Origin of the sequence: Rhizobium sp. BK491 (assembly GCF_014194925.1) — a bacterium.
Lineage (GTDB): Bacteria > Pseudomonadota > Alphaproteobacteria > Rhizobiales > Rhizobiaceae > Rhizobium.
Map to the genome: position 1 here is coordinate 122,181 of NZ_JACIAR010000004.1, position 23,260 is coordinate 145,440.

The 23,260-nt window shown below is 60.1% G+C and carries 25 protein-coding genes; 18 read left to right on the plus strand and 7 right to left on the minus strand.

Annotation, left to right across the window (positions count from 1 at the left end):
• Positions 1-31: 31 nt before the first annotated feature.
• From FHX05_RS18920 to atzF, 7 genes are read left to right on the plus strand one after another with little or no spacing between them, the layout of a single operon-like run.
• Positions 32-811 carry an SDR family NAD(P)-dependent oxidoreductase gene (locus tag FHX05_RS18920; protein ID WP_183711294.1) on the plus strand — a complete coding sequence of 260 codons (780 nt, stop codon included), beginning with the start codon at positions 32-34 and terminating at the stop codon, positions 809-811.
• Between the two features lie 42 nt (positions 812-853).
• Entirely contained in the window at positions 854-2,017 is a 1,164-nt protein-coding gene (locus FHX05_RS18925; RefSeq protein ID WP_183873758.1) for an ABC transporter ATP-binding protein, read from the plus strand.
• A gap of 13 nt (positions 2,018-2,030) precedes the next feature.
• Positions 2,031-3,518: an FGGY-family carbohydrate kinase gene (locus FHX05_RS18930; RefSeq protein ID WP_183711298.1), complete on the plus strand. Its 1,488-nt coding sequence runs from the start codon at positions 2,031-2,033 to the stop codon at positions 3,516-3,518.
• On the plus strand, positions 3,515-4,126 hold the full coding sequence (locus tag FHX05_RS18935) for an HAD family phosphatase (protein ID WP_183873760.1): 612 nt from the start codon (positions 3,515-3,517) through the stop codon (positions 4,124-4,126). The genes FHX05_RS18930 and FHX05_RS18935 overlap by 4 nt, the downstream gene beginning before the upstream one ends.
• Positions 4,123-4,794: an isochorismatase family cysteine hydrolase gene (locus FHX05_RS18940; protein WP_183873762.1), complete on the plus strand. Its 672-nt coding sequence runs from the start codon at positions 4,123-4,125 to the stop codon at positions 4,792-4,794. Before FHX05_RS18935 ends, FHX05_RS18940 begins: the two co-directional genes overlap by 4 nt.
• Positions 4,787-5,419 carry a cysteine hydrolase gene (locus FHX05_RS18945; RefSeq protein WP_183873764.1) on the plus strand — a complete coding sequence of 211 codons (633 nt, stop codon included), beginning with the start codon at positions 4,787-4,789 and terminating at the stop codon, positions 5,417-5,419. Before FHX05_RS18940 ends, FHX05_RS18945 begins: the two co-directional genes overlap by 8 nt.
• A gap of 11 nt (positions 5,420-5,430) precedes the next feature.
• Positions 5,431-7,269 carry an allophanate hydrolase gene (atzF, locus tag FHX05_RS18950; RefSeq protein ID WP_183873766.1) on the plus strand — a complete coding sequence of 613 codons (1,839 nt, stop codon included), beginning with the start codon at positions 5,431-5,433 and terminating at the stop codon, positions 7,267-7,269.
• A gap of 136 nt (positions 7,270-7,405) precedes the next feature.
• On the opposite strand, the gene FHX05_RS18955 is transcribed toward atzF, so the two are convergent.
• The 3 genes from FHX05_RS18955 to FHX05_RS18965 form a co-directional block, all read right to left on the minus strand.
• Positions 7,406-8,227, minus strand: a complete 822-nt coding sequence (locus FHX05_RS18955; RefSeq protein ID WP_183873768.1) for a carbohydrate ABC transporter permease — start codon at positions 8,225-8,227, stop codon at positions 7,406-7,408.
• A complete protein-coding gene (locus tag FHX05_RS18960) occupies positions 8,224-9,168 on the minus strand; it encodes a sugar ABC transporter permease (RefSeq protein ID WP_112398863.1) in 945 nt (314 codons plus the stop codon). Before FHX05_RS18960 ends, FHX05_RS18955 begins: the two co-directional genes overlap by 4 nt.
• Positions 9,169-9,338: 170 nt before the next feature.
• On the minus strand, positions 9,339-10,556 hold the full coding sequence (locus FHX05_RS18965; protein ID WP_246699039.1) for a sugar ABC transporter substrate-binding protein: 1,218 nt from the start codon (positions 10,554-10,556) through the stop codon (positions 9,339-9,341).
• Positions 10,557-10,862: 306 nt separating this feature from the next.
• Between FHX05_RS18965 and FHX05_RS18970 the strand changes: the two genes are divergently transcribed.
• Together FHX05_RS18970 and FHX05_RS18975 are read left to right on the plus strand one after the other, a co-directional pair.
• Positions 10,863-12,305 (plus strand): NAD(P)/FAD-dependent oxidoreductase, encoded by a 1,443-nt coding sequence (locus FHX05_RS18970; protein WP_246699006.1) that lies wholly within the window; start codon positions 10,863-10,865, stop codon positions 12,303-12,305.
• A 13-nt stretch (positions 12,306-12,318) separates the two neighbouring features.
• Positions 12,319-13,344: a questin oxidase family protein gene (locus tag FHX05_RS18975; RefSeq protein WP_183873772.1), complete on the plus strand. Its 1,026-nt coding sequence runs from the start codon at positions 12,319-12,321 to the stop codon at positions 13,342-13,344.
• Positions 13,345-13,387: 43 nt separating this feature from the next.
• Here the strand turns inward: FHX05_RS18975 and FHX05_RS18980 are convergent, their stop codons facing one another.
• From FHX05_RS18980 to FHX05_RS18995, 4 genes are all read right to left on the minus strand, one after another.
• Entirely contained in the window at positions 13,388-14,086 is a 699-nt protein-coding gene (locus tag FHX05_RS18980; protein WP_112608511.1) for a transporter substrate-binding domain-containing protein, read from the minus strand.
• Between the two features lie 125 nt (positions 14,087-14,211).
• Complete coding sequence (hpaI, locus tag FHX05_RS18985; protein WP_183873774.1) at positions 14,212-14,976, minus strand: 4-hydroxy-2-oxoheptanedioate aldolase; 765 nt, start codon at positions 14,974-14,976, stop codon at positions 14,212-14,214.
• 7 nt (positions 14,977-14,983) lie between these two features.
• Positions 14,984-15,766, minus strand: coding sequence for a 2-oxo-hept-4-ene-1,7-dioate hydratase (gene hpaH, locus FHX05_RS18990; RefSeq protein WP_183873776.1), 783 nt, complete (start codon positions 15,764-15,766; stop codon positions 14,984-14,986).
• A 20-nt stretch (positions 15,767-15,786) separates the two neighbouring features.
• Complete coding sequence (locus tag FHX05_RS18995) at positions 15,787-16,680, minus strand: dioxygenase (protein WP_183873778.1); 894 nt, start codon at positions 16,678-16,680, stop codon at positions 15,787-15,789.
• A gap of 251 nt (positions 16,681-16,931) precedes the next feature.
• Between FHX05_RS18995 and FHX05_RS19000 the strand changes: the two genes are divergently transcribed.
• The 9 genes from FHX05_RS19000 to aroQ are packed head-to-tail and all read left to right on the plus strand — an operon-like array spanning position 16,932 to position 23,255.
• Positions 16,932-17,669 (plus strand): GntR family transcriptional regulator, encoded by a 738-nt coding sequence (locus FHX05_RS19000; RefSeq protein WP_112335964.1) that lies wholly within the window; start codon positions 16,932-16,934, stop codon positions 17,667-17,669.
• Positions 17,669-18,490 carry a sugar phosphate isomerase/epimerase gene (locus tag FHX05_RS19005; protein ID WP_183873779.1) on the plus strand — a complete coding sequence of 274 codons (822 nt, stop codon included), beginning with the start codon at positions 17,669-17,671 and terminating at the stop codon, positions 18,488-18,490. The genes FHX05_RS19000 and FHX05_RS19005 overlap by 1 nt, the downstream gene beginning before the upstream one ends.
• A 49-nt stretch (positions 18,491-18,539) precedes the next feature.
• A complete protein-coding gene (locus tag FHX05_RS19010; protein WP_183873781.1) occupies positions 18,540-19,208 on the plus strand; it encodes an amino acid ABC transporter permease in 669 nt (222 codons plus the stop codon).
• Between the two features lie 9 nt (positions 19,209-19,217).
• The gene (locus tag FHX05_RS19015; protein ID WP_112410279.1) at positions 19,218-19,868 is read left to right on the plus strand and encodes an amino acid ABC transporter permease; all 651 of its coding nucleotides are present in this window, start codon (positions 19,218-19,220) and stop codon (positions 19,866-19,868) included.
• A 44-nt stretch (positions 19,869-19,912) separates the two neighbouring features.
• Positions 19,913-20,737, plus strand: a complete 825-nt coding sequence (locus FHX05_RS19020) for a transporter substrate-binding domain-containing protein (protein ID WP_183873783.1) — start codon at positions 19,913-19,915, stop codon at positions 20,735-20,737.
• A gap of 7 nt (positions 20,738-20,744) precedes the next feature.
• The gene (locus tag FHX05_RS19025) at positions 20,745-21,518 is read left to right on the plus strand and encodes an amino acid ABC transporter ATP-binding protein (RefSeq protein ID WP_162708053.1); all 774 of its coding nucleotides are present in this window, start codon (positions 20,745-20,747) and stop codon (positions 21,516-21,518) included.
• Positions 21,519-21,530: 12 nt separating this feature from the next.
• A complete protein-coding gene (locus FHX05_RS19030; protein ID WP_183873786.1) occupies positions 21,531-22,391 on the plus strand; it encodes a shikimate dehydrogenase in 861 nt (286 codons plus the stop codon).
• Between the two features lie 15 nt (positions 22,392-22,406).
• The gene (locus tag FHX05_RS19035; protein ID WP_183711329.1) at positions 22,407-22,775 is read left to right on the plus strand and encodes a 5-carboxymethyl-2-hydroxymuconate Delta-isomerase; all 369 of its coding nucleotides are present in this window, start codon (positions 22,407-22,409) and stop codon (positions 22,773-22,775) included.
• 30 nt (positions 22,776-22,805) lie between these two features.
• Complete coding sequence (aroQ, locus tag FHX05_RS19040; protein ID WP_183873787.1) at positions 22,806-23,255, plus strand: type II 3-dehydroquinate dehydratase; 450 nt, start codon at positions 22,806-22,808, stop codon at positions 23,253-23,255.
• The last annotated feature ends 5 nt before the right edge of the window (positions 23,256-23,260 follow it).

Below are 23,260 nucleotides of genomic sequence, written 5' to 3' on the forward strand. Positions count from 1 at the left end.
CGACGTGTTCTTTTGGTCGGAGACATGGTTCGTGGGACATCCGAAATTTGCGGAACTCGAGGGTTTAAAGGCCATCGTCACCGGCGGGGGCAGTGGAATAGGCCGCGCAATCGCGCGGGCGCTGGCGAAACAAGGCGTCAAGATCACCATTTGCGACATCAATCTGGACGCGGCGAACACAGTCGCACAGTCGATTTCCGGCCACGCTCTGGAGATCGATGTTCGCTCACGTTCCTTCGTGGAAAAGACGTTCGAACAAGCAGCCGATATCATGGGCGGCTACGATATACTGATTGCCAATGCCGGTGTCTCCACCATGCAGCATGCGCTGGAGATCACCGACGAGGAGTGGGATTTCAACTTTGACGTCAATACACGCGGCATCTTTCTGACGAACCAGATCGCTGCGCGCCGCTTCGTGGCGCAGGGCCAGGGGGTGATTGTCAACACGGCCTCGCTTGCCGCAAAGGTCGGCGCGCCGCTGCTGGCGCATTACTCTGCCAGCAAGTTCGCCGTTCTCGGCTGGACACAGGCGCTTGCCCGCGAATTGGCCTCGAAAGGCATCCGCGTCAATGCCGTCTGCCCGGGTTTCGTCAAGACCGGCATGCAGGAGCGCGAGATCGATTGGGAAGCCAAACTGCGCAGCGTTAGTCCTGAACGTGTCGTTGAAGACTACATCGCCCAGACGCCGCTCGGACGACTGGAGACGCCCGAGGACGTCGCCGATGTCGTCGTTTTCCTCTGCTCGGATTCCGCCCGTTTCATGACCGGCCAGGGCGTCAATGTCACTGGCGGCGTCTATATGACCTGACGGGCAAGCCGGCCGCCCAAGCCGCATCATATCGGAGAGATCATGGCATCCATCGTCTTTGAGGGAGTGGAAAAACGTTATCCGGACGGATATGCGGCAATCCAGCACCTCGATCTCACTATCGAGGATGGTGAGTTTCTGGTTCTAGTCGGCCCGAGCGGCTGCGGTAAGTCGACCGCTCTCCGAATGATTGCGGGTCTTGAGGATATCACCGGCGGTCGCCTGTTGGTTGGCGATACCGTTGCCAACGGCCTTGCACCCCGCGATCGCGATATCGCGATGGTCTTCCAGTCCTACGCGCTTTATCCGCATATGACGGTCGCCGAGAATATCGGCTTCGGCTTGTCCGTGCGCGGCGTCGGCAAGACGGAGATCGACCGCAAGGTCAGGGACACGGCCAAGCTTCTCGAACTCGATGCCTATCTCGGCCGCAAGCCAGGGCAGCTTTCAGGCGGTCAGCGACAGCGCGTGGCGATGGGCCGGGCGCTGGTGCGCGCGCCCAAGGCGTTTCTGATGGACGAACCTTTGAGCAATCTCGACGCACGGCTGCGCGGCCAGATGCGGGCCGAAATCGCCCGGCTGCAGAAGTTGAGCGGTATTACCACCGTCTACGTCACGCATGATCAGATCGAGGCCATGACCATGGGTGATCGCGTCGCCGTGATGCGCGCTGGCGCTTTGCAGCAGCTCGGCACGCCGCGTGCGCTTTACGACACGCCCGCCAATCTCTTCGTTGCCGGCTTCATCGGCACGCCGTCGATGAACTTCCTGAAAGCGACGCTGGTGGTCGGCGAGGGCGGTCTGGCTGCTGCTGCCGGTGGGTTCGGCCTGCCGGTGCCCGAGCCTGTCATTGCCAGGCGTCCGGCACTTGTGCGTCATGTCGGCAAGGAGATCATTGTCGGCGTGCGTGCCGAAGCGTTGAGCGCCACGGACGCCGTTGATCCCGGTTTCGGGCGCATTGAAGGAACGATCGCCTTCATTGAGGATTTCGGTGCCACGAAACTCGTCCATCTCGATATTGGCGGGGCTGGCAAGCTGGAGGAGGTGACGGCGGAAGCCGACGAGGTTTCGCTTTCCGGGCCTCGATTGCGTGCCTCTGTTCCGGCCACGTATGCGCTTCGCCTCGGCGAGACGCTATCCCTGTCGGTCAATCCCGCAGAACTGCATTTCTTCGACGCCGAGACCGAAAACGCGATCCGCGACTGAAAGGTTCTTCCGCATGCCAGTGTTCATCGGCATCGATATTGGCACGACCTCGACGATCGCGGTAGCGATGTCGGAGGCCGGCGAGCCGCTGGCCTCGGCCTCGCGCCCCTCGCGCTTGTCCTCGCCGCATCCCGGCTTTGCCGAGGCCGATCCCGGGCAATGGTGGGCGAACACGCAGGTCGTGGTGCGGGAGATGATCGCGCGCCTGCCTGAAGGATGCGAACTTGCCGGTGTCTGCGTCACCGGAATGCTGCCGGCTGTGGTGCTGCTCGATCGCGCACGCCGCGTACTGCGCCCGAGCATCCAGCAGAGTGACGCGCGTTGTGGGGCGGAAGTCGAAGCCATGAAAGCGGCGTTGAACGAGGAGCGCTTCCTTAGCCGCACCGGCCAGGGCCTGACCCAACAATTGGTCGCCCCGAAACTGCAATGGCTGAGGGCGCATGAGCTGGATGTCTATGGCCGGATCGCCCATGTCCTCGGCTCCTATGATTTCATCAACATGCACCTGACCGGCCGTCTGACGGTCGAGCGCAACTGGGCGCTTGAAGCGGGCTTCATCGATCTTGACGATCACCGGATTGCGGACGACCTTGTGGCGTTGTCGGGGCTTCGTCCCGGCGTCCTGCCGGAGCTGGTCGCATCGCATGAGGTCATCGGCGCGGTGACGGCGGAAGCGGCGGAACTGACCGGCCTGCCGGAAGGCCTGCCTGTCTTCGGTGGAGCCGCCGACCATATCGCCTCTGCGCTAGCAGCTGGCCTGACGCAGGCCGGTGATGTCCTCCTCAAATTTGGTGGGGCAGGCGACATCATCGCCATTGCCGGCTGGCCGGAGCCCGACCGCCGGCTTTTCCTTGATTACCATCTCGTTCCCGGCCTTTATGCGCCGAACGGCTGCATGGCTTCCTCAGGCTCGCTTCTCAGGTGGCTTGCCGCCCTCATCGGTGGCTCGGAAAGCGACGATGTTTTAAAGCGGCTTGACCAAGAAGCGGCGACCGTCCCAGCTGGCGCGGACGGCGTGCGCGCACTGCCCTATTTTCTGGGCGAGAAGACACCGATTCATGACCCGTTGGCGCGCGGTACAATCACGGGCCTCAGTCTCGGTCACGCGCGCGGCCATATGTGGCGCGCGGTGCTGGAGGCGATTGCCTGCGGCTTCCGCCATCATCTCGATGTGCTTGCGGAAACCGGGCGCCCGGCAACACGGCTGATCGCCTCCGACGGGGGAAGCCGAAGCCTCGTCTGGATGCAGATCGTCGCCGATATCTGCGGTCAGCCGGTTCATGTCTTGTCCGACGCCTTCGGTTCGTCGATTGGCGCGGCCTGGGTGGCGGCGGCAGGCTCCGGCATTGCAGCATGGGACGATGCCGCGGCTTCCGTGCGTTTTGGCGCGGTGCTGCAGCCTTCGCCCGAAGGTGTTACCGCCGGTGACCGGATCTATGCCGACTACCGCGATCTCTACCGGTCGCTGAAACCCTTCTTCGAGCGTGAAGGCCAGCCATGATCAAGGCAATTGCCTGGGATGTCGACGGGACGCTGATCGACAGCGAACCGGTTCACCATAAGGCGCTGATGGCTGTCTCGGAGCGCCATGGCGTCAACATCGCGGCCGATGATACGCGTTTCATCGGGGTGGCAATGAGTGATGTCTGGACGGTGCTCGCACCGCTCTATCCGCCCGGACTTCGCCCCGAGACCTGGAACTCCGAGATTGTCGAGGCCTATATTGAGCGGACCGCGGAGTTGCAGCCGATGGCGGGTGCGCCGGAGACGGTGCTTGTGCTTGCCGCGGCGGGGCTTGTTCAATGCGCGGTTTCCAACTCGTCTCGCCGCATTGTCGAGGCCAATCTCAAGGCCATGGGGCTCGACCGCGCGATGGCCTTTGCGATCGGGCGCGAGGATGTGATGCATGGCAAGCCTGATCCCGAGCCCTATCGGCTTGCCTGCGAGCGTCTTGGCCTTGATGCTTCGCACGTGCTGGCCGTCGAGGATAGCGTCGTGGGCGCGGCCTCGGCGCAGGCGGCGGGCATGCCTGTGCTGCGCTATGGCGCGGATTTCACCGACTTCTCGGCGATCCTCAATCTCGTCGAGGAGCGGAGACTTCGCGCATGACGAATTTCTGGCCATGCAGCCCGCCTGAACGCGCAGCAAAAGCGGCGCTCGTCGTGATTGACATGCAGGTCGATTTCTGCGCGCCGGGCGGGTGGGTCGATCAATTGGGTGAGGATGTCAACAATACGCGCTCCGTCATTCCGGCCGTTGCGGAGGCTCTGGCAATCGCACGGGACGCGGGCCTCGCCGTCTTCCATACCCGGGAGGGCCACAAGCCGGACCTATCGGATCTGCCCGCTAACAAGCAATGGCGTACCCGCATCCATGGGCTCGGCATCGGCGATGAAGGTGCTTCGGGGCGCATCCTCGTGCGCGGCGAACCCGGCTTCGAAATCGTTCCGGAGCTCGTGCCGCTCACCGGCGAAACGGTGATCGACAAGCCGGGCAAGTCAAGTTTCCATGCGACCGATTTCGATGCGAGGCTGACGGCTCAAGGCATCACCCATCTCATCATCATCGGCGTCACTTCGGATTGCTGCGTGCAATCGACCTTCCGCGACGGCTTCGAGCGCGGTTACGAATGCGTCATTCTCGAAGATTGCACAGCCGCGGTCGAAACGGCTAATCACGAAGCGACGATGGATATCCTGAAAGCCTTCGGCGGGCGCTGGGGGATGGTGTCCGATCTCGCGGGCTTCCGTGCCGCCATGGAGGCGCTTCATGGCTGACAGCTTCGCCGGCATTGCCGCCACTCCCTATTCCTGGCCCTTCGATGGGCAATGGAACGCCGCCGACAGCGCGCTTCTCATTCTGGGGTTCCAGAACGGTACGATCGCCGCACTGGGAGCGGAGCCGGAGGCCGCTGTCGCGGCAAAGTTGATCGCACGCGCCCAGGAGGCCGGCCTGCCGGTGATTGCGAGCCGGCGCGGCCGCAGCGAGGCGCTTTCCCCGGTTGCCGCCCGCCGCGCCGCCATGGGCGATCCGGTCTTTGCGCCGGGGACGCCGGAATGGGAGCTTTCAGACACGCTCGGCCTGCGGGTGGAGGCTTCGATCTTCGATCATCCGGGCGACAACGCCTTCTATTCGACCGGGCTCGATGCCTGGTTGCGACGGCGCGGCATCCGCAATCTGGTGCTGGCCGGTATTCCAACCGAAGGCCTACTGCACGCGACCCAGCGTGCTGCCAACGACATGGGTTTCGAATGCATCGCCGTTTCCGATGCTTGCAAGGGAACGACGGATGCCCGTCATGCCGGGCAATTGCGCATAACCGTCTTCGGCAACGGGCTTTTCGGCACCGTGGCGCGCTCGGATCAACTGTTCTCGTCGCTGAGGGCGCCCATCCCGACCTGAAGAGGATCGACATGTCTGATTTTCACTGGCCGGCCGAGACCGGCAGCCTCGACTTCCATAAGCTGACTGCTGCCTATGCTTCAGGTCAGCTCAAGCCTTACACGGTCGTCAATGCGATCTATGATCGGATCGAGGCGCGGGGGGAGGACCATGTTTGGATCTATCTCGTCTCCCGCGCCGATGCGCTGAGAGCGGCCGAGAAGCTGGAGAATTCCGGCTATGACGGCCGTCCTCTCTGGGGCATTCCTTTTTCGATCAAGGATTGCAACGACGTTATCGGCCTGCCGACGACCAACGCGCTGAAAGAGGGGGCCTATATCGCTGAAAGCACCGGTCAGGTGGTGACGCGCCTTTTCGACAATGGTGCGATCCTGATCGGCAAGACCAACATGGACCAGTTCGGCATCGGCCTTGTCGGCATGCGCACGCCGTATGGTGCATGCTCGTCGGTGTTCAACGATGACTATATTTCCGGCGGTTCCAGTTCCGGTTCTGGCGTTTCGGTGGCGGCCGGGCTTTCCAGCTTCTCCATCGCCAACGACGCTGCCGGCTCCGGCCGCGTGCCAGCGGGCTTCAACAATATCGTCGGGATCAAGCCGACGCCGGGCATTGTCAGTAATGCCTGCGTATCGGGCGGCGGCTGCGTGAAGACGATCGAGACCGTATCCGTCTTCGCGCTGACGGTGGAGGATGGCATGGCGGTCATGCGCATCATCACCGGATACGATCCGACCTATCCCTTTTCCAAGCCCGAGGCCGATCATGTCGCGCTCGACATGCGGTCGGCCCCGCCGAAGTTCCGCTTCGGCGTTCCAGCTGGCGCTTCGCTTCGCTTCTTCGGCGACAGCGAGGCGGAGCGGCTGTTCCAGGAAGCCATCAAACGACTGGATGCCATGGGCGGCACGGCGGTCGAGGTCGATTTCGCCGCGTTTGAGGAAACCCAGCGCATTCTCTATGAAGGCCCATGGATTTCGGAGCGCGCGCTCAGTCTCGACAAGGTGCTGGCCCAGCATGGCGACGCGATCCATCCGGTGACAAAGAAGATCCTCGAAAACAGCGGGCAATATTCATCCCTCGATACGTTCCGCGCCATTCACCGCATCGCCGAGTTGAAATGCGCGACACGCCCGATCTGGGACGACATCGAAGTGCTTCTGGTGCCGACGACGCCGACGATCTATCGCAAAAGCGAGATTCTCGCCGATCCGATCGCGCTCAATGCGCGGCTCGGCATCTATACCAATTTCGTCAATCTGATGGGCCTTTGCGGGATCGCCGTACCGAATGGTTTCCGCGCCGATGGGCTGCCCTCGGGTGTCACCTTCCTCGCCCCCGGCATGGCTGAAGCGAAAGCGGCGGCGATCGCGGCCGAATTCCACCGTCGCGCCGGTATCGGGCTTGGCATGAACCTCAATCCCTATCCGGCCTATGGCGCACCAACGGAAATTCCGGCCGGTCACCGCGAGATTGCCGTTGTCGGCGCACATCTGTCCGGCATGCCGCTCAATCATGAACTGACGGAGCGCGGCGGCGTATTCCGTGGCCAGACCCGCACGACAGGTGATTATCGGCTTTATGCGCTCACCGGCACGACACCGGCCAAGCCGGGTCTCGTTCGCGATCCAAGCGCCAAGGGGCCGGGCATCGAGGTCGAGATCTGGTCACTGCCGCTTGCAGGCTTTGCCGATTTCGTCGAGCGCATTCCGCAGCCGCTGGGGATCGGTAAGCTCGCGCTTGAGAACGGTCGCCAGGTATCCGGCTTTCTCTGCGAGACCGTAGCGTTGGACGGCGCGATCGACATTACGGCGCATGCCGGCTGGAAGAATTACCTGGCTTCGAAAGCGGCCTGAGAAAGGTTCTCGGGGGAGGGTTTCCGGTAAAAACGAAATCGCCTGAAGCGCTCTTTATGTTTTTGTTTGACTTGTTCGAAATGACGAAAGACGGCTCCGCGAGGTGACGCCTTTTTAATCGCCAATGTTTGTTCGCTCAGTTGATGCCTTTGGTCAGTCCCTGCACGAAATAGCGGTTGAGGACGAGCACGATGAGCACGATTGGCACGGTCGAGAAATGCGCCAACGCCCCGAGCGTCCCCCAGGTGATGTCCTTTGTGCCGTAAGCCGAAAGCAACGCCACGGAGATCGGCTTGGAATCGAGCCGCGTCAGGAACATGGCGAAGAGGAAATCGTTCCACGAGAAGAGCACGCAGAAAAGCGCAGAGGCGATGATGCCGGAACGCACCGCAGGCAAGGATACTTTCCAGAACGCGCCGAACTGCCCGCAGCCATCCGTCAACGCCGCTTCTTCCAGCTCCTTCGGCAGCCCGCGGAAGTAGGAAAACATCATCCAGCTCACGAAGGCGGTATTGAGCACGCAATTGATCAGGACGACGCTGAACCAGCTGCCGATGAGGCCGATATCGCGCATGAGCAGATAGAAAGGGATAAGCGCCGCGACAGCGGGGACCATGCGGATCGTCATGAAGAAATAGGCAACGCCCATGGCGGCCGGATGTGCCGAGCGGGCGAGCGCATAGCCGGCCGGAACGCCGAGTATCAGCGAAAGCAGCATCGAGCCGCCTGCAATCAAGAGGCTGGAAGTGATGAGGCTGCCGACATCGAAGATGCGCAGTGCATTGCGGAACTGGTCCAGCGTCGGTGCGAAGAAGAGATGGGGCGGAATGGAGAAGATCTCGTTCGACGGTTTGTAGGCGGTCATTGCGAGCCACAGGAAGGGCAGCAGGAAGAAGGCGAGAGTAAGCAGCAGGAAGCCGCGGCGCGCCGTATCAAAGACCATGGAGCGTGTCGTCATCGGCCGTTGGCCTTCTTGTCGAAATGGCGGATCATGAAGATGAAGCAGGCGGCGATGATCGCTACGCACAGAAGCGCGATGTTGGAAATCGCCGATGCCTTGCCGATATTGAAGAAGCTTAGGCCCTCCTTCACCGCATAGACCATGAGAGTGTTGGTGGAATTGCCCGGTCCGCCGCCGGTGGTAACGAACACGCTGTCAAAGACGCGGAAGGCGTCGATGGTGCGTAGCGTCAGCGCCAGCATGACGGCGGGGAGCATGAGTGGCAATGTAATGGAGCGGAAAGTGCGCCAGGCGGTTGCTCCGTCGACGGCGGCGGCTTCCAGGAGATCTCCTGGGAGTGCCTTTAGGCCGGCCAGTAGAATAAGCGCGACGAGCGGCGTCCATTCCCAGACGTCGATGAAGATGAGCGTGGCCAGCGCAGTCGACGGCGTGGCGAAGAGGCCGCGCGGATCGGTGATACCCCACTGGGCAAGATAATAGCCGACCATCCCGTAGTCGGCGAGCAGCAAGCCTTTGAAGATGAGGCCGACGACCAGCGGCGTAATGGTGACGGGAACAAGGATCAACGTCAGGCAGACGCGATTGAACCGGTCGTCGCGCCAGAGCGCCAGCGCGATGACAAAGCCGAAGACGAGTTCGATGGCGACAGAAAAGACGGTGAAGATCACCGTATTGGCGATGGCGCCGCGAAAATCGGCATCTGCCAGCAGGTTGATGTAATTGTCGATGCCGACGAAATGCGTCCGCGCCGGCTTCAGGAGATTGTATTCGTAGAGGCTGTACCAGATGCCCTTTACGAGCGGGAAGACGCCGAGCGCGATCACGTAGGCGACGGCGGGGAGCGCCATGGCAAACAGGAAGAATTTTCGTCGCGTGGCAAAAGAGACCGAGGGGAAGCGCGTGGCCGCCTTGCTGTCAACGGAACTGGTCAGGTTCATCGCGTAATTCGTCATCACCGAATGGCCAATTGCTTCGCGTTTCGATCTGAGAGGAAAACGGGCCGGTGCGCAAACGGAATCTTGCCTTCAGCGTGCCGCTAAAGCCGGCCCGACCATCGCCCTCGAAATGAAAGGCCCGCTTCATGGTCTTTCGTGAAGCGGGCCTGTTCTTAGAACAGCTTGGCGGCTGCTTCCTGCGCCGCATCAAGCGCGGCCTTGGGCTCGACCGTACCAACGAGGACGGAGTTGACCGCCGTGCCCAGGATGTCCTGGATTTCCGGATATTCCGGAATGCGCGGGCGATAGTCGCCGTCGCCGTTCTCGAAGACCTCGTTGAGGACAGGCAGGAACGGATACTTGGCGTTCAGCTCCTTGTCGGCAATCGTGCTCTTGCGGATATAGCTGCCCGCGCCGAGCATGTTCATCTCCTTCTGGATCTTAGGACTGGTGACCCACTTGATGAAGGTCCAGGCGGCTTCTTTCTGCTTGTCCTTCGCATCGGCATTGATGGCCATGCCCCAGCCGCCGATTCCGTAGATCTTCGGCAAACCCTTGCCGCGCGGGGCAAGCGCGATATCGACCTTACCGACCACCTTGGACGTCTTCGGATCGTAATAGCCGGGCGCGCCGACGGACCAAGTCTGCATCGTGGCGGCGATGCCCTGTCGGAAGCTTTCCTCGCGGCCGCCCCAGTCATAGTCGGCAGCGCCGGGAGGGGCTGCCTTCTTGAAGAGATCGCGATAAACAGTCAGGCTCTTGATATTGGCTTCGGAATTGAGCGCCGGCTTGCCGTCCTTGTCGAGGATGGCGCCGCCCATCTCAGCGTTATATTGCATCCAGTCCTGAGCGACCGCCGGGCCTTTCTGGCCGTTGGCGACAAAGCCGTACTGCTTCTTGGCCGGGTCGGTCAGCTTGTAGGCGGCGGCAACGAGGTCTTCCATCGTTTCCGGAGCCTTCAGGCCGGCGGCATCGAAGAGATCCTTGCGATAGGCGAGGACGTTGGCATAGCCGGCAAAGGGATAGGCGACCTGCTTGCCCTTGTAGTTGCCGAGCGCTTCCGTGAGCTTAGGATAGATGTCGGCGGCATCGAGCTCCTTGGCGTCGCGTTTCATCAGGTCGTTGAGATCGATCGTATAACCATTGGCGGCGAACTGCCCTGCCCAGACAATGTCCATGGTGATCAGGTCATAACCGGCGGTGTGCCCGACGAAGTCGGCGGTCGTTTTCGTCAGCAGGGAGCCGTAGTCCATGATGTCGACCTTGAGTTCCGCGCCCGTCGTTTCCTTGAACTCGGGCGCGATCTGCGCCAGCACGGCCGAAAATTGGTCGTTCATGGATGCAAGATTGAGTGTGATGCCGGCCAGCGGCTTGTCGGCGGCCTGCGCCATGCCCGCTGTCAGGGCAACGATGCAAACGGTAGCAAATTTCCGAAAATTCCCCTTCATGAATGTCATTAATGTTCTCCTTTTCATGATTGGTTGCCACTATACATCAAACAAAAACGCACTCAAGTACACTTGACAAAAAAGCAATAACGGCCTGAATATAACAAAATTGAACAATATCGCTCATTTTTTGCTTGACGATTGTGCAGTATGCCTCGTTTTTGCGCATCCGTCGGGTTGCTTAAAAGACTTGCGGTCATGGCGGACTAGCGCGAGGCCGTGTTGAAGAAAGAAGTGTCAGGATCGAACATGAATGGCGCTCTCAGCATATCGCGACTTGAAACGCTCGAAAAACGGCTTGTCGGCGAAATGGAGGCGACGGAAGCGCTCGGGCGGGTCTGGGCTTCAGCACCAGAGCCAGGACCTGCTCGCGTCGCACGCTATAATGTCGTGATCTGCGGGGCTGGCATGTCGGGACTCGCTATCGCCTTCGGCCTGAAACGGCGCGGCATTGAGGGCGTTCAGGTGATCGACAAGGCCGAGACGGGGCGGGAAGGGCCTTGGATCGGCTGCGCGCGCATGAAGACGCTGCGCTCGCCGAAACATCTCGCGGGGCCGGATTTCGGCCTGCCGTCGCTGACGCCGCGCGCCTGGTACGAAGCGGTCTATGGCACAGACGCCTACGAAAGCCTCGACAAGATGTCACGGCAAGACTGGATGGCCTATCTCGGCTGGTATCGTGCGGTGACGAAGCCGGATGTGGCCAACGGCAAGAGCCTTGCCGGTATCTCGCAAGTCGACGGCTGGCTGCGGCTTGTGCTTGAAGCGGACGGTGAAACGCAACAGATCGAATGCCGTCGGCTTGTGCTGGCGACCGGTATTGATGGCGGCGGCGCGCCGATGATTCCCGATGTCGTTCGTACCTTGCCCAAGCCATATTGGACCCATAGTGCCGAGATCGCAGACGATGGTCATCTCAAGGATCGAGATGTCGCCATTCTGGGTTCGGCGACTTCCAGCTTCGACTGGGCGGCAACGGCTTTGGAAAAGGGCGCAAAAAGCGTTGTTATGATCGGCCGCTCACGCAATTTCGGCCGGACGGAAGTCTTGGCCTGGACCAATTTTCCGGGCTTCCTTGGTCATTTCGGTGACCTGTCGGACCTACAGAAATGGCGCTATATCCGGCTCTACAATGGCTTCAAGATCCCGCCGACACAGGATCAATTCGATCGTGCAGTGTCCGATCCGCGCTTCACCATGGCGCTGGGTCATAAGGTGCGGTCCGTGACATTGGATGCCGGGCGGGTTGTGATCGCAAGCGACAGCGGTACATTCAGCGCCGATCATCTTCTGCTTGGTACCGGTTATACGATCGATTTCACCCTGCGCGCCGAATTGAAGAGCATTGCGCCGCATGTGGCTTTCTGGTCCGATCGCTTCACGCCGCCGGATGGCGAGACATCCGCCGAGATCGCGGCCCACCCCTATCTCGGGCGCGGCTTCGAACTGACGCCGAAGAATGCGGTGACCCATGGCTGGCTGTCGCATATCCATTTGTTCAACTGCTCGGCCCTTGCCAGCCTCGGCCCGATCAGTAACGGTGTGACTGGCATGAAATACGGTCTGCCGCAGATCGTCGATGCGGTGGTGGGCGGTCTCTTTCACGAGGCGGCCGACGATTTTCTCCGTGACCTTGCGGCCTATCAGGAGCATCATTTCGATCCGCGCGGCCACGGTGGAGACAAGGCATAAAGGAAGTGTCATCATGACAATCATACCAGCGTTTCCGCTCGGCCGAGTTCTGGAGAAGACCCGGTGTGAGAGTGTGGAATTTCCCTATCTGTTGGCCAATCACGCTCCGATGGTCCTCGTGGCACTCGATCGCATGGGCGCATCCCCTGAGCGTCTCGACGAATGGTATGAGATTTACCGCGTGGCAAACCAGCTTGTTCCCGCGCCGCCGCCCGTGGTTCCGATCGAGCGTGCGCGTTGGGATGCGGCGCTGGGTGACCGGACGCGGGAATCCGATTACCGCGCCTATTTCATCGCCGAAGTCGAACGGCTCGGAACCGATGCCGCGATCCGCCATTATTTGCCTCTGCTGATCCAGGGTGTGGCCGGCAGTGCGCTGCACCCGCTGATGCGGCTGGCCTACGCGGTACTCAACAGCGACACGAAGGAAGTGGGAACGGCGCTCGGATACTGGGCGACCTGTTATCTGCCCTTGCCGGGTCCGACTGGAATAGAGCCCGACACGGACGATCCGGCAGCGATTCTCGCTGCGATGAATGATGTTGCCGGCGCACATGACTATGTGCCTGAGACCGATCTTCTCTGGCATAATATACGCGAAGTCGCCGCCTTACCGGACTTTCCGCCGGTGATCGATCGTTTGCGCATTGATGAAGCGACGCCAAAGCGCATGGCGGAGACGGCGCTCGCCCTATTCGCCTCGACTATGGATTTCTCGGCGCTCCACGCCGTTACCGGCTTGCATTGGGCTCGGCTGGTCGCGCCGCATCTGGATGATCCCCTGCCGCTCTACCGTGCCTTCTGGCAGGTGATTGCCACACTCGTTCCGAAAATCGGCTTCCCGGCGCTTCCGACCGCCGAAGCGCTTCAGGCGATGCGTGAAATGCGGGTACCGGACTGGCCAGAGATAAGGGCCACGGCCGTGGCCTCCAACGACGAACACGACATTAGCTTGGTCTTTTCGGCATTACAGGAACAACTGGTCTGGGGTGATCCGCTTTATCGGGTTGTGGCGGCACGGCGCGTTCGGCTGATCTAGAGGTAAACTGTGCCCGCGCAGGGTTTATGCGTAGAGGCAGGGTTCACGGAACTCCGTTTTTTTCTTCCCCAGCATCCGCACCGCCGAGCCGCCGCACGAAGTCCGCGAGGAAGAGCGAGGCGTTAGTGGCCCGTTTATGCACCGCGATGGTCTGAGGAATTTGCGAAAACACTCCATCTACCACCCGGAAGCCTTCCATCCGCTCCGAGGCGTTGAAGAGGAATTCGGTCAGTCCAGCCGCCGCGTCGCATTCTCGGTTTGAGAGAAAGTCGAGGGCCGCCGTGGGGCTGTCGACATGCAGCACCGTCGCTCGCTTGAGTGTTCGCTCAAGCTGCTTCGTATAGGCTGCGCTACGCGCGGAAGCGATGCGAATTCCAGTGGTATCCAGCTCGTCCGCCGTCCGGTAGGATGAAGTTACCGGAACCAGGTAGGTGGCCTCGACCGAGATGTAGGGGGGCGAGAAGCTGAAGCGATCGGTTCTTGATGGGTCTGACGCAATGAAGGCGATGTCCCACTCGCCGCCGTCCGCAGCGGAAAGGATATCCGCCGCGGATCCGTATCGTATGAGGGAAAGCCCCCGATCAAGTTCGCGGGCGATCCTATCCGCAATTTCCGCGCTCGGGCCTACTAAGGCGCCCGCGTTTTCGTCCCAGCGGATCAATGCTGCGTTCGACATATTGACGGCGGCCCTAATGGATCCAGCCGACGCTATTTCCGACCGGACCTGCTCCAGACTGAACATGCTACGTCTCCCCCAGAGCGTGATACCGAAAAGTGTAGGCGGTTTTCGGACGAAACCCGGCTCTACTTCTTTGAGTCTAGAGCGGATTCAGATTTTAGGTCGAACAGACCTAAAATCATCCGGCTCTAGTGCGAAAACCTGGACGCAAGTGCTTCCGATCCTCTGGCAAGGAGAGCAACATCGACGCCAACAGCGGTGAACAGCGTTCCCTGCGCAATGCAGCGAGCCGCAAACTTCTCGTCAGGCGTCAAGATGCCCGAGGGCTTACCGACGGCTTTCAAGCGCTCGATCGCATTCTCGATTGCCGAAACTACCTCGGAATGTCCCGGTTGGCCGGGATAACCGAGGCTGGCTGCAAGGTCTGCCGGACCGATGAAGATCCCGTCGACTCCGTCGACCCCTGCAATGGCTTCAAGCCGATCGAGCGCCTCTCGCGTCTCGATCTGCAGCAAGAGGCAGATTTCCTGTTCGGCGGTCTGCGCGTAGCTCGGCACGCGCCCGAAACGGGTGGCGCGGGTGAGGGCGGATACGCCGCGGATACCTCGCGGTGCGTAACGCGCCGCCGCCACGGCCGCCTTCGCCTCCTGTTCATTCTGCACATATGGAATGAGAAGCGTCTGGACGCCGATATCCAGAAAACGTTTGATCAATACGGGGTCGTTAAAGGCTGGGCGAACCACGGGGGCGACGTCGTACGGCGCGACCGCCTGCAACTGTGGAAGCACAGTAAGAACGTCGCTGGGAGAATGTTCGGTATCGAAAAGCAGCCAGTCGAAACCGGACGGTGCGACGATTTCCGCTGTATAGCTGCCCGGAAGGCCGCACCACAATCCGATCTGACTTTGACCGGCCTGGAGTTTTCGCTTGAAGCTGTTGACGGGGAGTTCCATTACATCCTCACACGAATGAGACGCCAATTGAGCCGACGGGACCGTAGTCGGCCTGGATCACGTCGCCCTGGGCTATGTCCACAGGGCGGGTGAAAGAGCCGGCCAGCACGATCTGCCCCTTTTTCAAACCCCCGCCCACGGCATGGAGCTTGTTTACCAACCAGGCGATCCCGGCTGCCGGATGGCCCATGATCGCTGCAGAAACACCGGATTCCTCGATAATGCCGTTCTTCGAGAGGGTGGCGCCCACCCAGCGGATATCGACGTCCATTGGCCGAATGATGCGCCCGCCAACAACGATCGCTCCGAAAGCGGCATTGTCGGCAATCGTGTCGGTGATCGCCCTTGGAACCTCGGTGCGATAGTCGATGATCTCGAGAGCCGGGACTACGAATTCGGTCGCCCTCATCACGTCGTAGATCCGCGTACCAGGCCCCTCGAGATCCTCGCCCATCACGAAGGCGAGCTCGACTTCGAGGCGGGGCTTGATAAAGAGCTCCGCCTTGATCTGCGCTCCGTCGTTGTAGAGAGCGTCGTCGAGGATGACACCATAGTCGGGCTCGGTCATCTTGGATGCCATCTGCATCGCGCGCGACGTAAGACCGATCTTGTGGCCTACGACCCGAGCACCCCTAGCAGTCCGAGCCTCCGCCCAGAGCGCTTGAATTTTGTAGGCGTCTTCAAGCTCCAGACCGGGATAGGTCTTGCTCGGTTGAACGATTGGCTTGCGATCGGTTTCGGCCTTCAGAAGGGCGTTGGCCGCCTCTCGGCGTTCCTGTTCTGTGATCATCGGTTCGGCTCTGTCGTTGGTTATTTGATTGGCGGGCGCGGCAGCACGGCTTCGCCGGGCTCCATGACGTAGGTGTAGTCGAGCGAGAACCAGGGTCCCTCGATGCCGGGTTCGGACGGATGCGGTTCGTCATGGCGGACGAAGTCGCCGGTCAGGGCTGCCGTCACTCCAAACTGAACGTCGGAATCGATGTTGGGATCGCTTGGATCGAAGACCTGGGAAATCAGCGTCTTGTATCCCTGCTTGAAGATCAGGGCGTGAAGATGCGCTGGTCGGTACGGGTGACGTCCCTGCGCCTTTAGCAGTCGGCCGACGACGCCATCGACCGGGATCGGGTATCCGACCATCTTCACGGTACTGAACCAGAAGCGGCCGTCGGCGTCCGTGGTGAACTTGCCCCGAAGGTTCATCTCAGCCTGATCGGGGTCCTGATTCTCATAGAGCCCAACAGGAGAAGCATGCCAAACATCGACCTCGGCACCCGCGATCGGCCTGCCGTCCCGGTCTACGACCCTGGCGCGGACATAGAGCGGCGTGCCTGGCGTGTCGGAGCGGATGATCGTGCCGCCATTTTCGACACGGGGAGAGTTCAGGCGCCAGAACGGGCCAAGAAGAGACTGCGACGTCTCCGTCTGGCCGCCGTCGCCGTTGTTCAAAAGGCAAACCAGCGAGGACACGCCGAGAGATCCGGCCATGAGAACAAACTCGTTGTGGCTGTCCGTCTGCAGTTGTCCGATCTCGTTGAGTATCGCCGTGGCTTCGCGGAACTCGACTTCGGACAATCTCACCTCGCGCACGAATGCATGGAGATGCTTCACCATTGCCATGAGGATTTCTCGCAGACGTGGATCCTCGGTTTTGTTCATCACCGCGAGGACGGCAGGCGTCAACTCGCTTTCAGTTTTTACGGCCATAAGGGTACCTCCACTGGCGCCGACTATTAAAAATAATCGATTATCTGTCAATGAACGTTGTGACGGCTTTTTCCATTAGCGGGAGGAAGATTGGCTCTAAATTGTATTAACATACTGAATTTATTGAATTAAATTTAAGATGCGATAGAGTTTCAACTATAAAGCGGGCCCTTTTTCGCTTTCTCGTTGACATAAATAATCGTTTATCATATCGATCATCGACAGTTGATCAGAATTGTCAAGGAGTAGGGATGAGCTCGACCGACGACAGCGCCTCTGCGCCGATGACAGACGAGGAGACGGCGTCCGCGGGTTTTTCCGATGATGGCAAGAACACGATCGGAAGCCAGTTGGCGTCGCGTCTGCGCGAGGCGATCATCTCTGGCGAACTGGAAGCCGGCAGCAAGATCAATCTCGACAAGGCGCGCCGCACGTTCAACGTCAGCTTAAGCCCTCTGAGGGAGGGGCTTGCCCGCTTGATCTCCGACGGCCTGGTGGAGTTTCAGGACAATCGCGGCTATCGCGTAGCGCCGATCTCGCTGGCGAATCTGGAAGAAATCACGACGCTCCGCGAAGAGCTCGAAGTCTTCGCGCTGCGGGAATCCATGCGTATCGGCGATGTCGAGTGGGAGGGCAATATAATGCGCTCGCTTCATCGCCTGAACCGCACGGAACGAGATGCCTCACGGCCTGAGACGCTCGAGCAATGGGAGACTCTTCACCGGGAATTCCATCTCACGCTCATTTCCGGTTGCGGCAAACCGCTTCTGCTGCATTTCTGCGGCCTCTTGTTGAACTTGAATGACCGATACCGCCGGGTCTTCCTCATCAGGACTTCCGGCGACCGAAACGTCGGGCAGGAGCACAGCGAGATTGCGCAAGGAGCGGTCGCGCGGGACATCGAATACGCCACCGAGAAACTGCGACAGCACATCCACCGCACTGGGACGAACCTTCGAAATCATCTCGCGACGAAAGGGATCGTGTGATGGTGACACCTGGATCGAAATCAGAGCAACAGATTGGCGTAGCGCACTTCTCCGCCATCTCCCTGGCGCCGAGCGATTTTGCGAAGGCCGCGGCGGGGGCGGGCTTTTCCAGGATTGGACTGAGGCTGAACCCGGCATTTCCTGGAGCGCCATACTACGAGCTGCCCGTAGGCGGCCGCGCAGCGGAAGAATTGAAAGCCGTATTACGCGGCGAAGCGCTCGAGGTCTTCGATATCGAGTTCTTTGTCATCGATCCCTCATTCAATGCCTTGTCTCTGGAGCCCGTAGTGGCTGCGGCTGCCAACATCGGGGCCAGGCGTCTAAGCGTGTGCGGCGACGATCCGGAACAGAGCAGGCTGCAGTCGAACTTCACCGAATTCTGCGGCCTTGCAAGCAGCTACGGATTGGCAGTCGATATCGAGAACATGGGATGGCGGACGGTCAGAACTTTCGCTGATAGCGTCGATCTCCTGAAATCGAGCGGCGCGTCCAATGCCGGCGCACTCGTTGACGGAGTTCATTTCTTCAGGAACGGCGGAACGTTGGCATCGCTGCGCGACGAGATCGATAGGGTCAAGCACGTTCAGTTGTGCGACGTCATCGGACCCGCTCCGAGCACGGCGGAGGCCATGATCGCTGAGGCCCGAGGCAAGCGTCTTGCCCCTGGCGAGGGCGAATTGCCCTTGGGCGAATTGGTCGTGATAGCCAACGGGGCAGCATCGGTCTCGGTCGAAGTACCTCTTTCAGGCTCGGCAGACGCGGGGGAGCATTTGAAACGCCTGTTCGAAGGGACCTTACGAATATTTAAGCCGGGTCAATGATCGCGGCGGCGGCGAGGTGAGAGCTACGCCGAAGGGAGGAAGCCAGCAGATGGGTTACAGGTTTGATTTTGGCGCGGTCTTCGACCGCGCCCCGGAATTGTTTTGGGGTTCGCTCGGAACTTTGGGTCTCGCCTTCGCCGGGATGCTGCTCGCTCTCGTGATCGGAATCCTGGGCGTTGCAGCAAGAACCTCGAAGACCGCGTGGGTTCGCGCTCCGGTGATCGCGTTCGTCGAAGTCGTCCGCAACACGCCGTTCCTGGTGCAGATCTTCTTCATCTACTTCGCCCTCCCGCTTATGGGCATCCGCCTGAACCCGACGGTCACCGCAATCATCGCGCTGGGGATCAACGGAGGCGCCTACGCTATCGAGATCATCCGCGGGGGCGTTGAGAGCATCAGCAAGGGACAGATCGAAGCCGGTTTTGCGCTCGGGCTGCACAAGGCCGACGTCTTCCGGCTCATCGTTCTGAAGCCGGCACTGCGAGCGATCTACCCCTCTTTGACGAGCCAGTTCGTGATGCTGACCTTGACCACGTCGGTGTGCACCTCGATCGCCGCATATGAGCTGACTTCCGCGGCGCAACGCATCGAGTCGGATACGTTCCGAAGCTTCGAAGTCTACTTCACCGTGACCGCAATCTACCTGGTCATCTCAAGCCTAATGATGGGAATCTTCTCCCTGATCTCCCGTTCCTACTTCAACTATCCGACTCGATAGGAGGCGCTCATGGGTCCCATCGGCGAAAACGAGCTGTTCTTCATCCTTCAGGGTCTGAAATGGACCGTATTGCTGGCGGTTATCGGTTTTATCGGCGGGGGCGTGTTCGGCATTTTGATCGCGCTTGCGCGCACGTCGAAGCATCGGTTCGCCCGGCTTGCATCATCCGGCTATATCGCGCTCTTCCAGGGCACGCCGCTCCTGATGCAGCTCTTTGTCGTCTACTACGGCGTTGCCTTGCTTGGCATCGACGTCAACGCCTGGGTCGCTGTCGCGATCGCGTTCACTCTCCACGCAAGCGCCTTCCTCGGCGAGATATGGCGCGGTTCGATTGAAGCCGTTCCCAAAGGGCAGACCGAAGCCGCGAACGCTCTTGGCCTGCATTACGTCTCCCGAATGAAGGACGTGGTTTTGCCACAGGCTTTGAAGATTTCGATGCCTGCGACCATCGGCTTTCTCGTGCAGCTCATTAAGGGGACGTCGCTTGCTGCGATCGTGGGCTTCATCGAGCTAACCCGGGCTGGCCAGATCATATCGAACCAGACCTACCGCCCGCTGCTCGTCTTCGGGATCGTCGGCATAATCTACTTCATGATTTGCTGGCCTCTTTCCCACGTCGGAAGCGGCCTTGAGAAACGGATGGCAAAAGCCGCCCGCTAAACCTGCTTCGGGAGAAGTAAACAGCACAAGAGGAGGAAAGTGCAATGAATACCAATCGTCGGAAATTTCTCGGTCTAGCGCTGGCAACCGCTACCTTCGCCGCCATTGGCGCTGCGGCAGCCAACGCGGCATCTGTTGAGGAGATCAAGTCGAAGGGAACGCTCGTCGTGGGCATTCAGGGCGACAACGCGTCTTGGGGCTTTGTGAACTCGAGCGGTAAACAGGACGGCTTCGACGCCGACGTGGCCACGCTGTTCGCCAAGGAGCTCGGCGTGAAAGTCCAGTTCCAACCGCTCGCGGTAGCGAACCGTATTCCCGCGCTGACGACCGGCAAGGTCGATATTCTCTTCGCCACGATGGCGATGACGGAAGAGCGCGCCAAGGCGATCCAGTATAGCAAACCTTATGCGGCCAACACGATTTCGCTTTATGCCGCCAAAGCCGACGCCGTGAAATCGCCGGCCGATGTGGCTGGTTGGGAAATAGGCGTGCCGAAGTCCAGCTCGCAGGACAAGGCCGTAACCGACGCGGTCGGATCGAAGGCCACCATCCGCCGCTTCGACGATGACGCGGCCACTATCCAGGCCCTGATCTCCGGACAGGTAAAGGCAGTGGGCGGCAATCAGTTCTACGGGCAGAGGCTCGATGCAGCCAGCGCCGGCACCTATGAACGCAAGATCGACTTCCTGACGACTTACAACGGCGTGGGAACGCGACTCGGCGAGAAGGACTGGAACGAGACCGTCAACGCCTTCCTCGATAAGATAAAGGGCAACGGGGAACTCGCAGCCATCACCAAGAAGTGGATGGCAATCGATCTTCCCAAGTTCCCTGAATCCATCCCCAACATCCCGTTTACGGTCAAGTAAAGCATAAATGGAGGGCGCCGTGCTCAATTCTCCCAATGATCAGTCGACCTTGATATCCCTTGATAAAGTGGAGAAATGGTACGGCGCCTTCCATGCCCTGAAGAACATCAATCTGTCGGTTCGCAAAGGAGAGAAGATCGTCCTTTGCGGACCGTCCGGTTCCGGCAAGTCCACCCTGATCCGCTGTATCAACGCTCTTGAACTGATTCAGGGCGGCAAGATCGTGGTGGAAGGTCAACTGCTGGACGGCACCGCCAAGGCGGTCGACGCCATTCGACGTGAAGTCGGAATGGTTTTCCAGAACTTCAATCTGTTCCCGCACATGACCGTCCTGCAAAACTGCGCGCTTGCACCCATGAGAGTGCGGGGCGCAAGCCGCGCCGACGCGGAGAAGTTGGCACGAAAATATCTCGAGCGCGTTCGCATCCTCGATCAGGCGGAAAAGTATCCGGCACAACTCAGCGGTGGACAGCAGCAGCGCGTCGCCATCGCGCGCGCCCTGTGCATGGAGCCGAAAGCGATGCTTTTCGACGAGCCCACATCCGCCTTGGATCCCGAAATGGTCAAAGAGGTTCTCGACACCATGATCGGCCTCGCAAGAGACGGCATGACCATGATCTGCGTGACCCATGAAATGGGCTTCGCCCGGCAAGTTGCTGACAGGGTCATCTTCATGGCTTCCGGAGAGATCATCGAGGAGGCGGAGCCCGAAACCTTCTTCAAGAACCCCACGCATGAACGGACGAAGGCATTTCTCGGCGAAATCCTTGCGCATCACTGATCGGGCAGAGATATGGACAACAACAAATTCCTGGTCGGCCTCATTGGCGCCGACATCCAGATGTCAAAGTCGCCGGCGCTCCATGAAACGGAAGGGCGCCACCTGGGGCTTGATTACGAGTACGAGCTCGTGGACCTGGCGGAGCGCGGATTGCCTTCTTCCGCGCTGCCAGATCTTTTGAACGAACTGGAAAGCCGCGGCTTTGCGGGAACCAACATCACCCATCCATGCAAACAGACCGTGCTGCCTCACCTGACCCGCCTGTCCGAGGACGCTAAGATGCTTGGGGCCGTAAACACGGTCGTGCTTCAGAACGGCGAGCGGATCGGACACAACACCGACTGGTATGGCTTCTACAAGAATTTCGAGCGCGGATTGCCCGACGTCGCGAAGGCTCATGCTGTTCTGCTTGGGGCTGGCGGCGCTGGGGTGGCCGTCGCGCACGCTGCCGTGAAACTCGGCATAGAAAGGCTCTCGATCTTTGATCAGGACGAGCGTCGTGCCTCCACGCTCGCGGATCAGCTCAACGAGAGATTTTCAGGAGAGGTTGCGAGGCCGGTCCGGAACGTCGGTGCTGCGCTCGCCAACGCAGATGGCCTGATCCACGCCACACCGACTGGTATGCCAAGCCATCCGGGGCTTCCGATAGATCCCGATTGGATACAGCATCATCACTGGGTGGCGGATATTGTCTATATGCCGTTGGTGACCGAGCTCCTTGCGTTGGCAAAGCAGAAGGGGTGCCGAACACTCCCAGGCGGAGGAATGACCGTGTTTCAGGCGGCCGCAGCCTTCGAGCTTTTCACAGGCCTGTCGCCCGATACGGAACGAATGTCGCGCCATTTCGACGAGCTATGCAGGGTGACAGCCTGATCGGGGGACTACTCCATGCCGCATATTATCATCGACTACAGCCGAGGCGCAGCGGAACGCGTCGCCATCGAAGAGCTGACCCGCGCTGTTCATCGCCAGGTCCGCGACGGAGGGCTGGTCAAGCCAACCGTGGTGCGCACCTTCGCTAGAGAAGCCACCGTCTCCTGCGTCGGCGACGAACATCCCGACAACCACTTTGTGCAGATAATTGTACGCATGGCCCCAGGCCGTCCTGCGGAGGTCAAACGAGAGCTGCTGAAATCGGTGCTCGAAGCTGCGCGTGACGTCGCGGCTCCCGCACTGGAAACCGGCCGGCTCGGGCTTCGCGCAGATCTCTACGAATCCGACCCAAACTTCGCGTTTCAGGACATAGCCTTCGCCTGATCCCGGCAACGCCCAACAAGGATAAATGCAATGAGCATCATCTACGTTCTCAACGGACCAAACCTAAACCTCCTCGGCAAGCGCCAACCACATATCTACGGGCACGAGACGTTGGCTGACGTCGAGGCGGGCTGCCGAAAGTTGGCATCGGAGCTGGGGCACGAGATCCGTTTCCATCAAAGCAACCGCGAATACGAGATCATCGACTGGATCCACCAGGCACGCGAGGACGGCGCCGGCATTGTCATCAACCCGGCCGCGTTCACGCACACTTCGCTCGCTATCCTCGACGCCCTGAATACCTTTGAAGGCCCCGTCATCGAGATCCATATCTCCAACGTCCACAAGCGCGAGAGTTTTCGCCACCATTCCTTCGTGTCCCACCGGGCCGATGGCGTCATCGCTGGTCTCGGCACCGAAGGCTATCAACTCGGCATCCGCAGAGTTGCGACCATGCTCAAGACTGCGAAGAAGGACTGATAGCG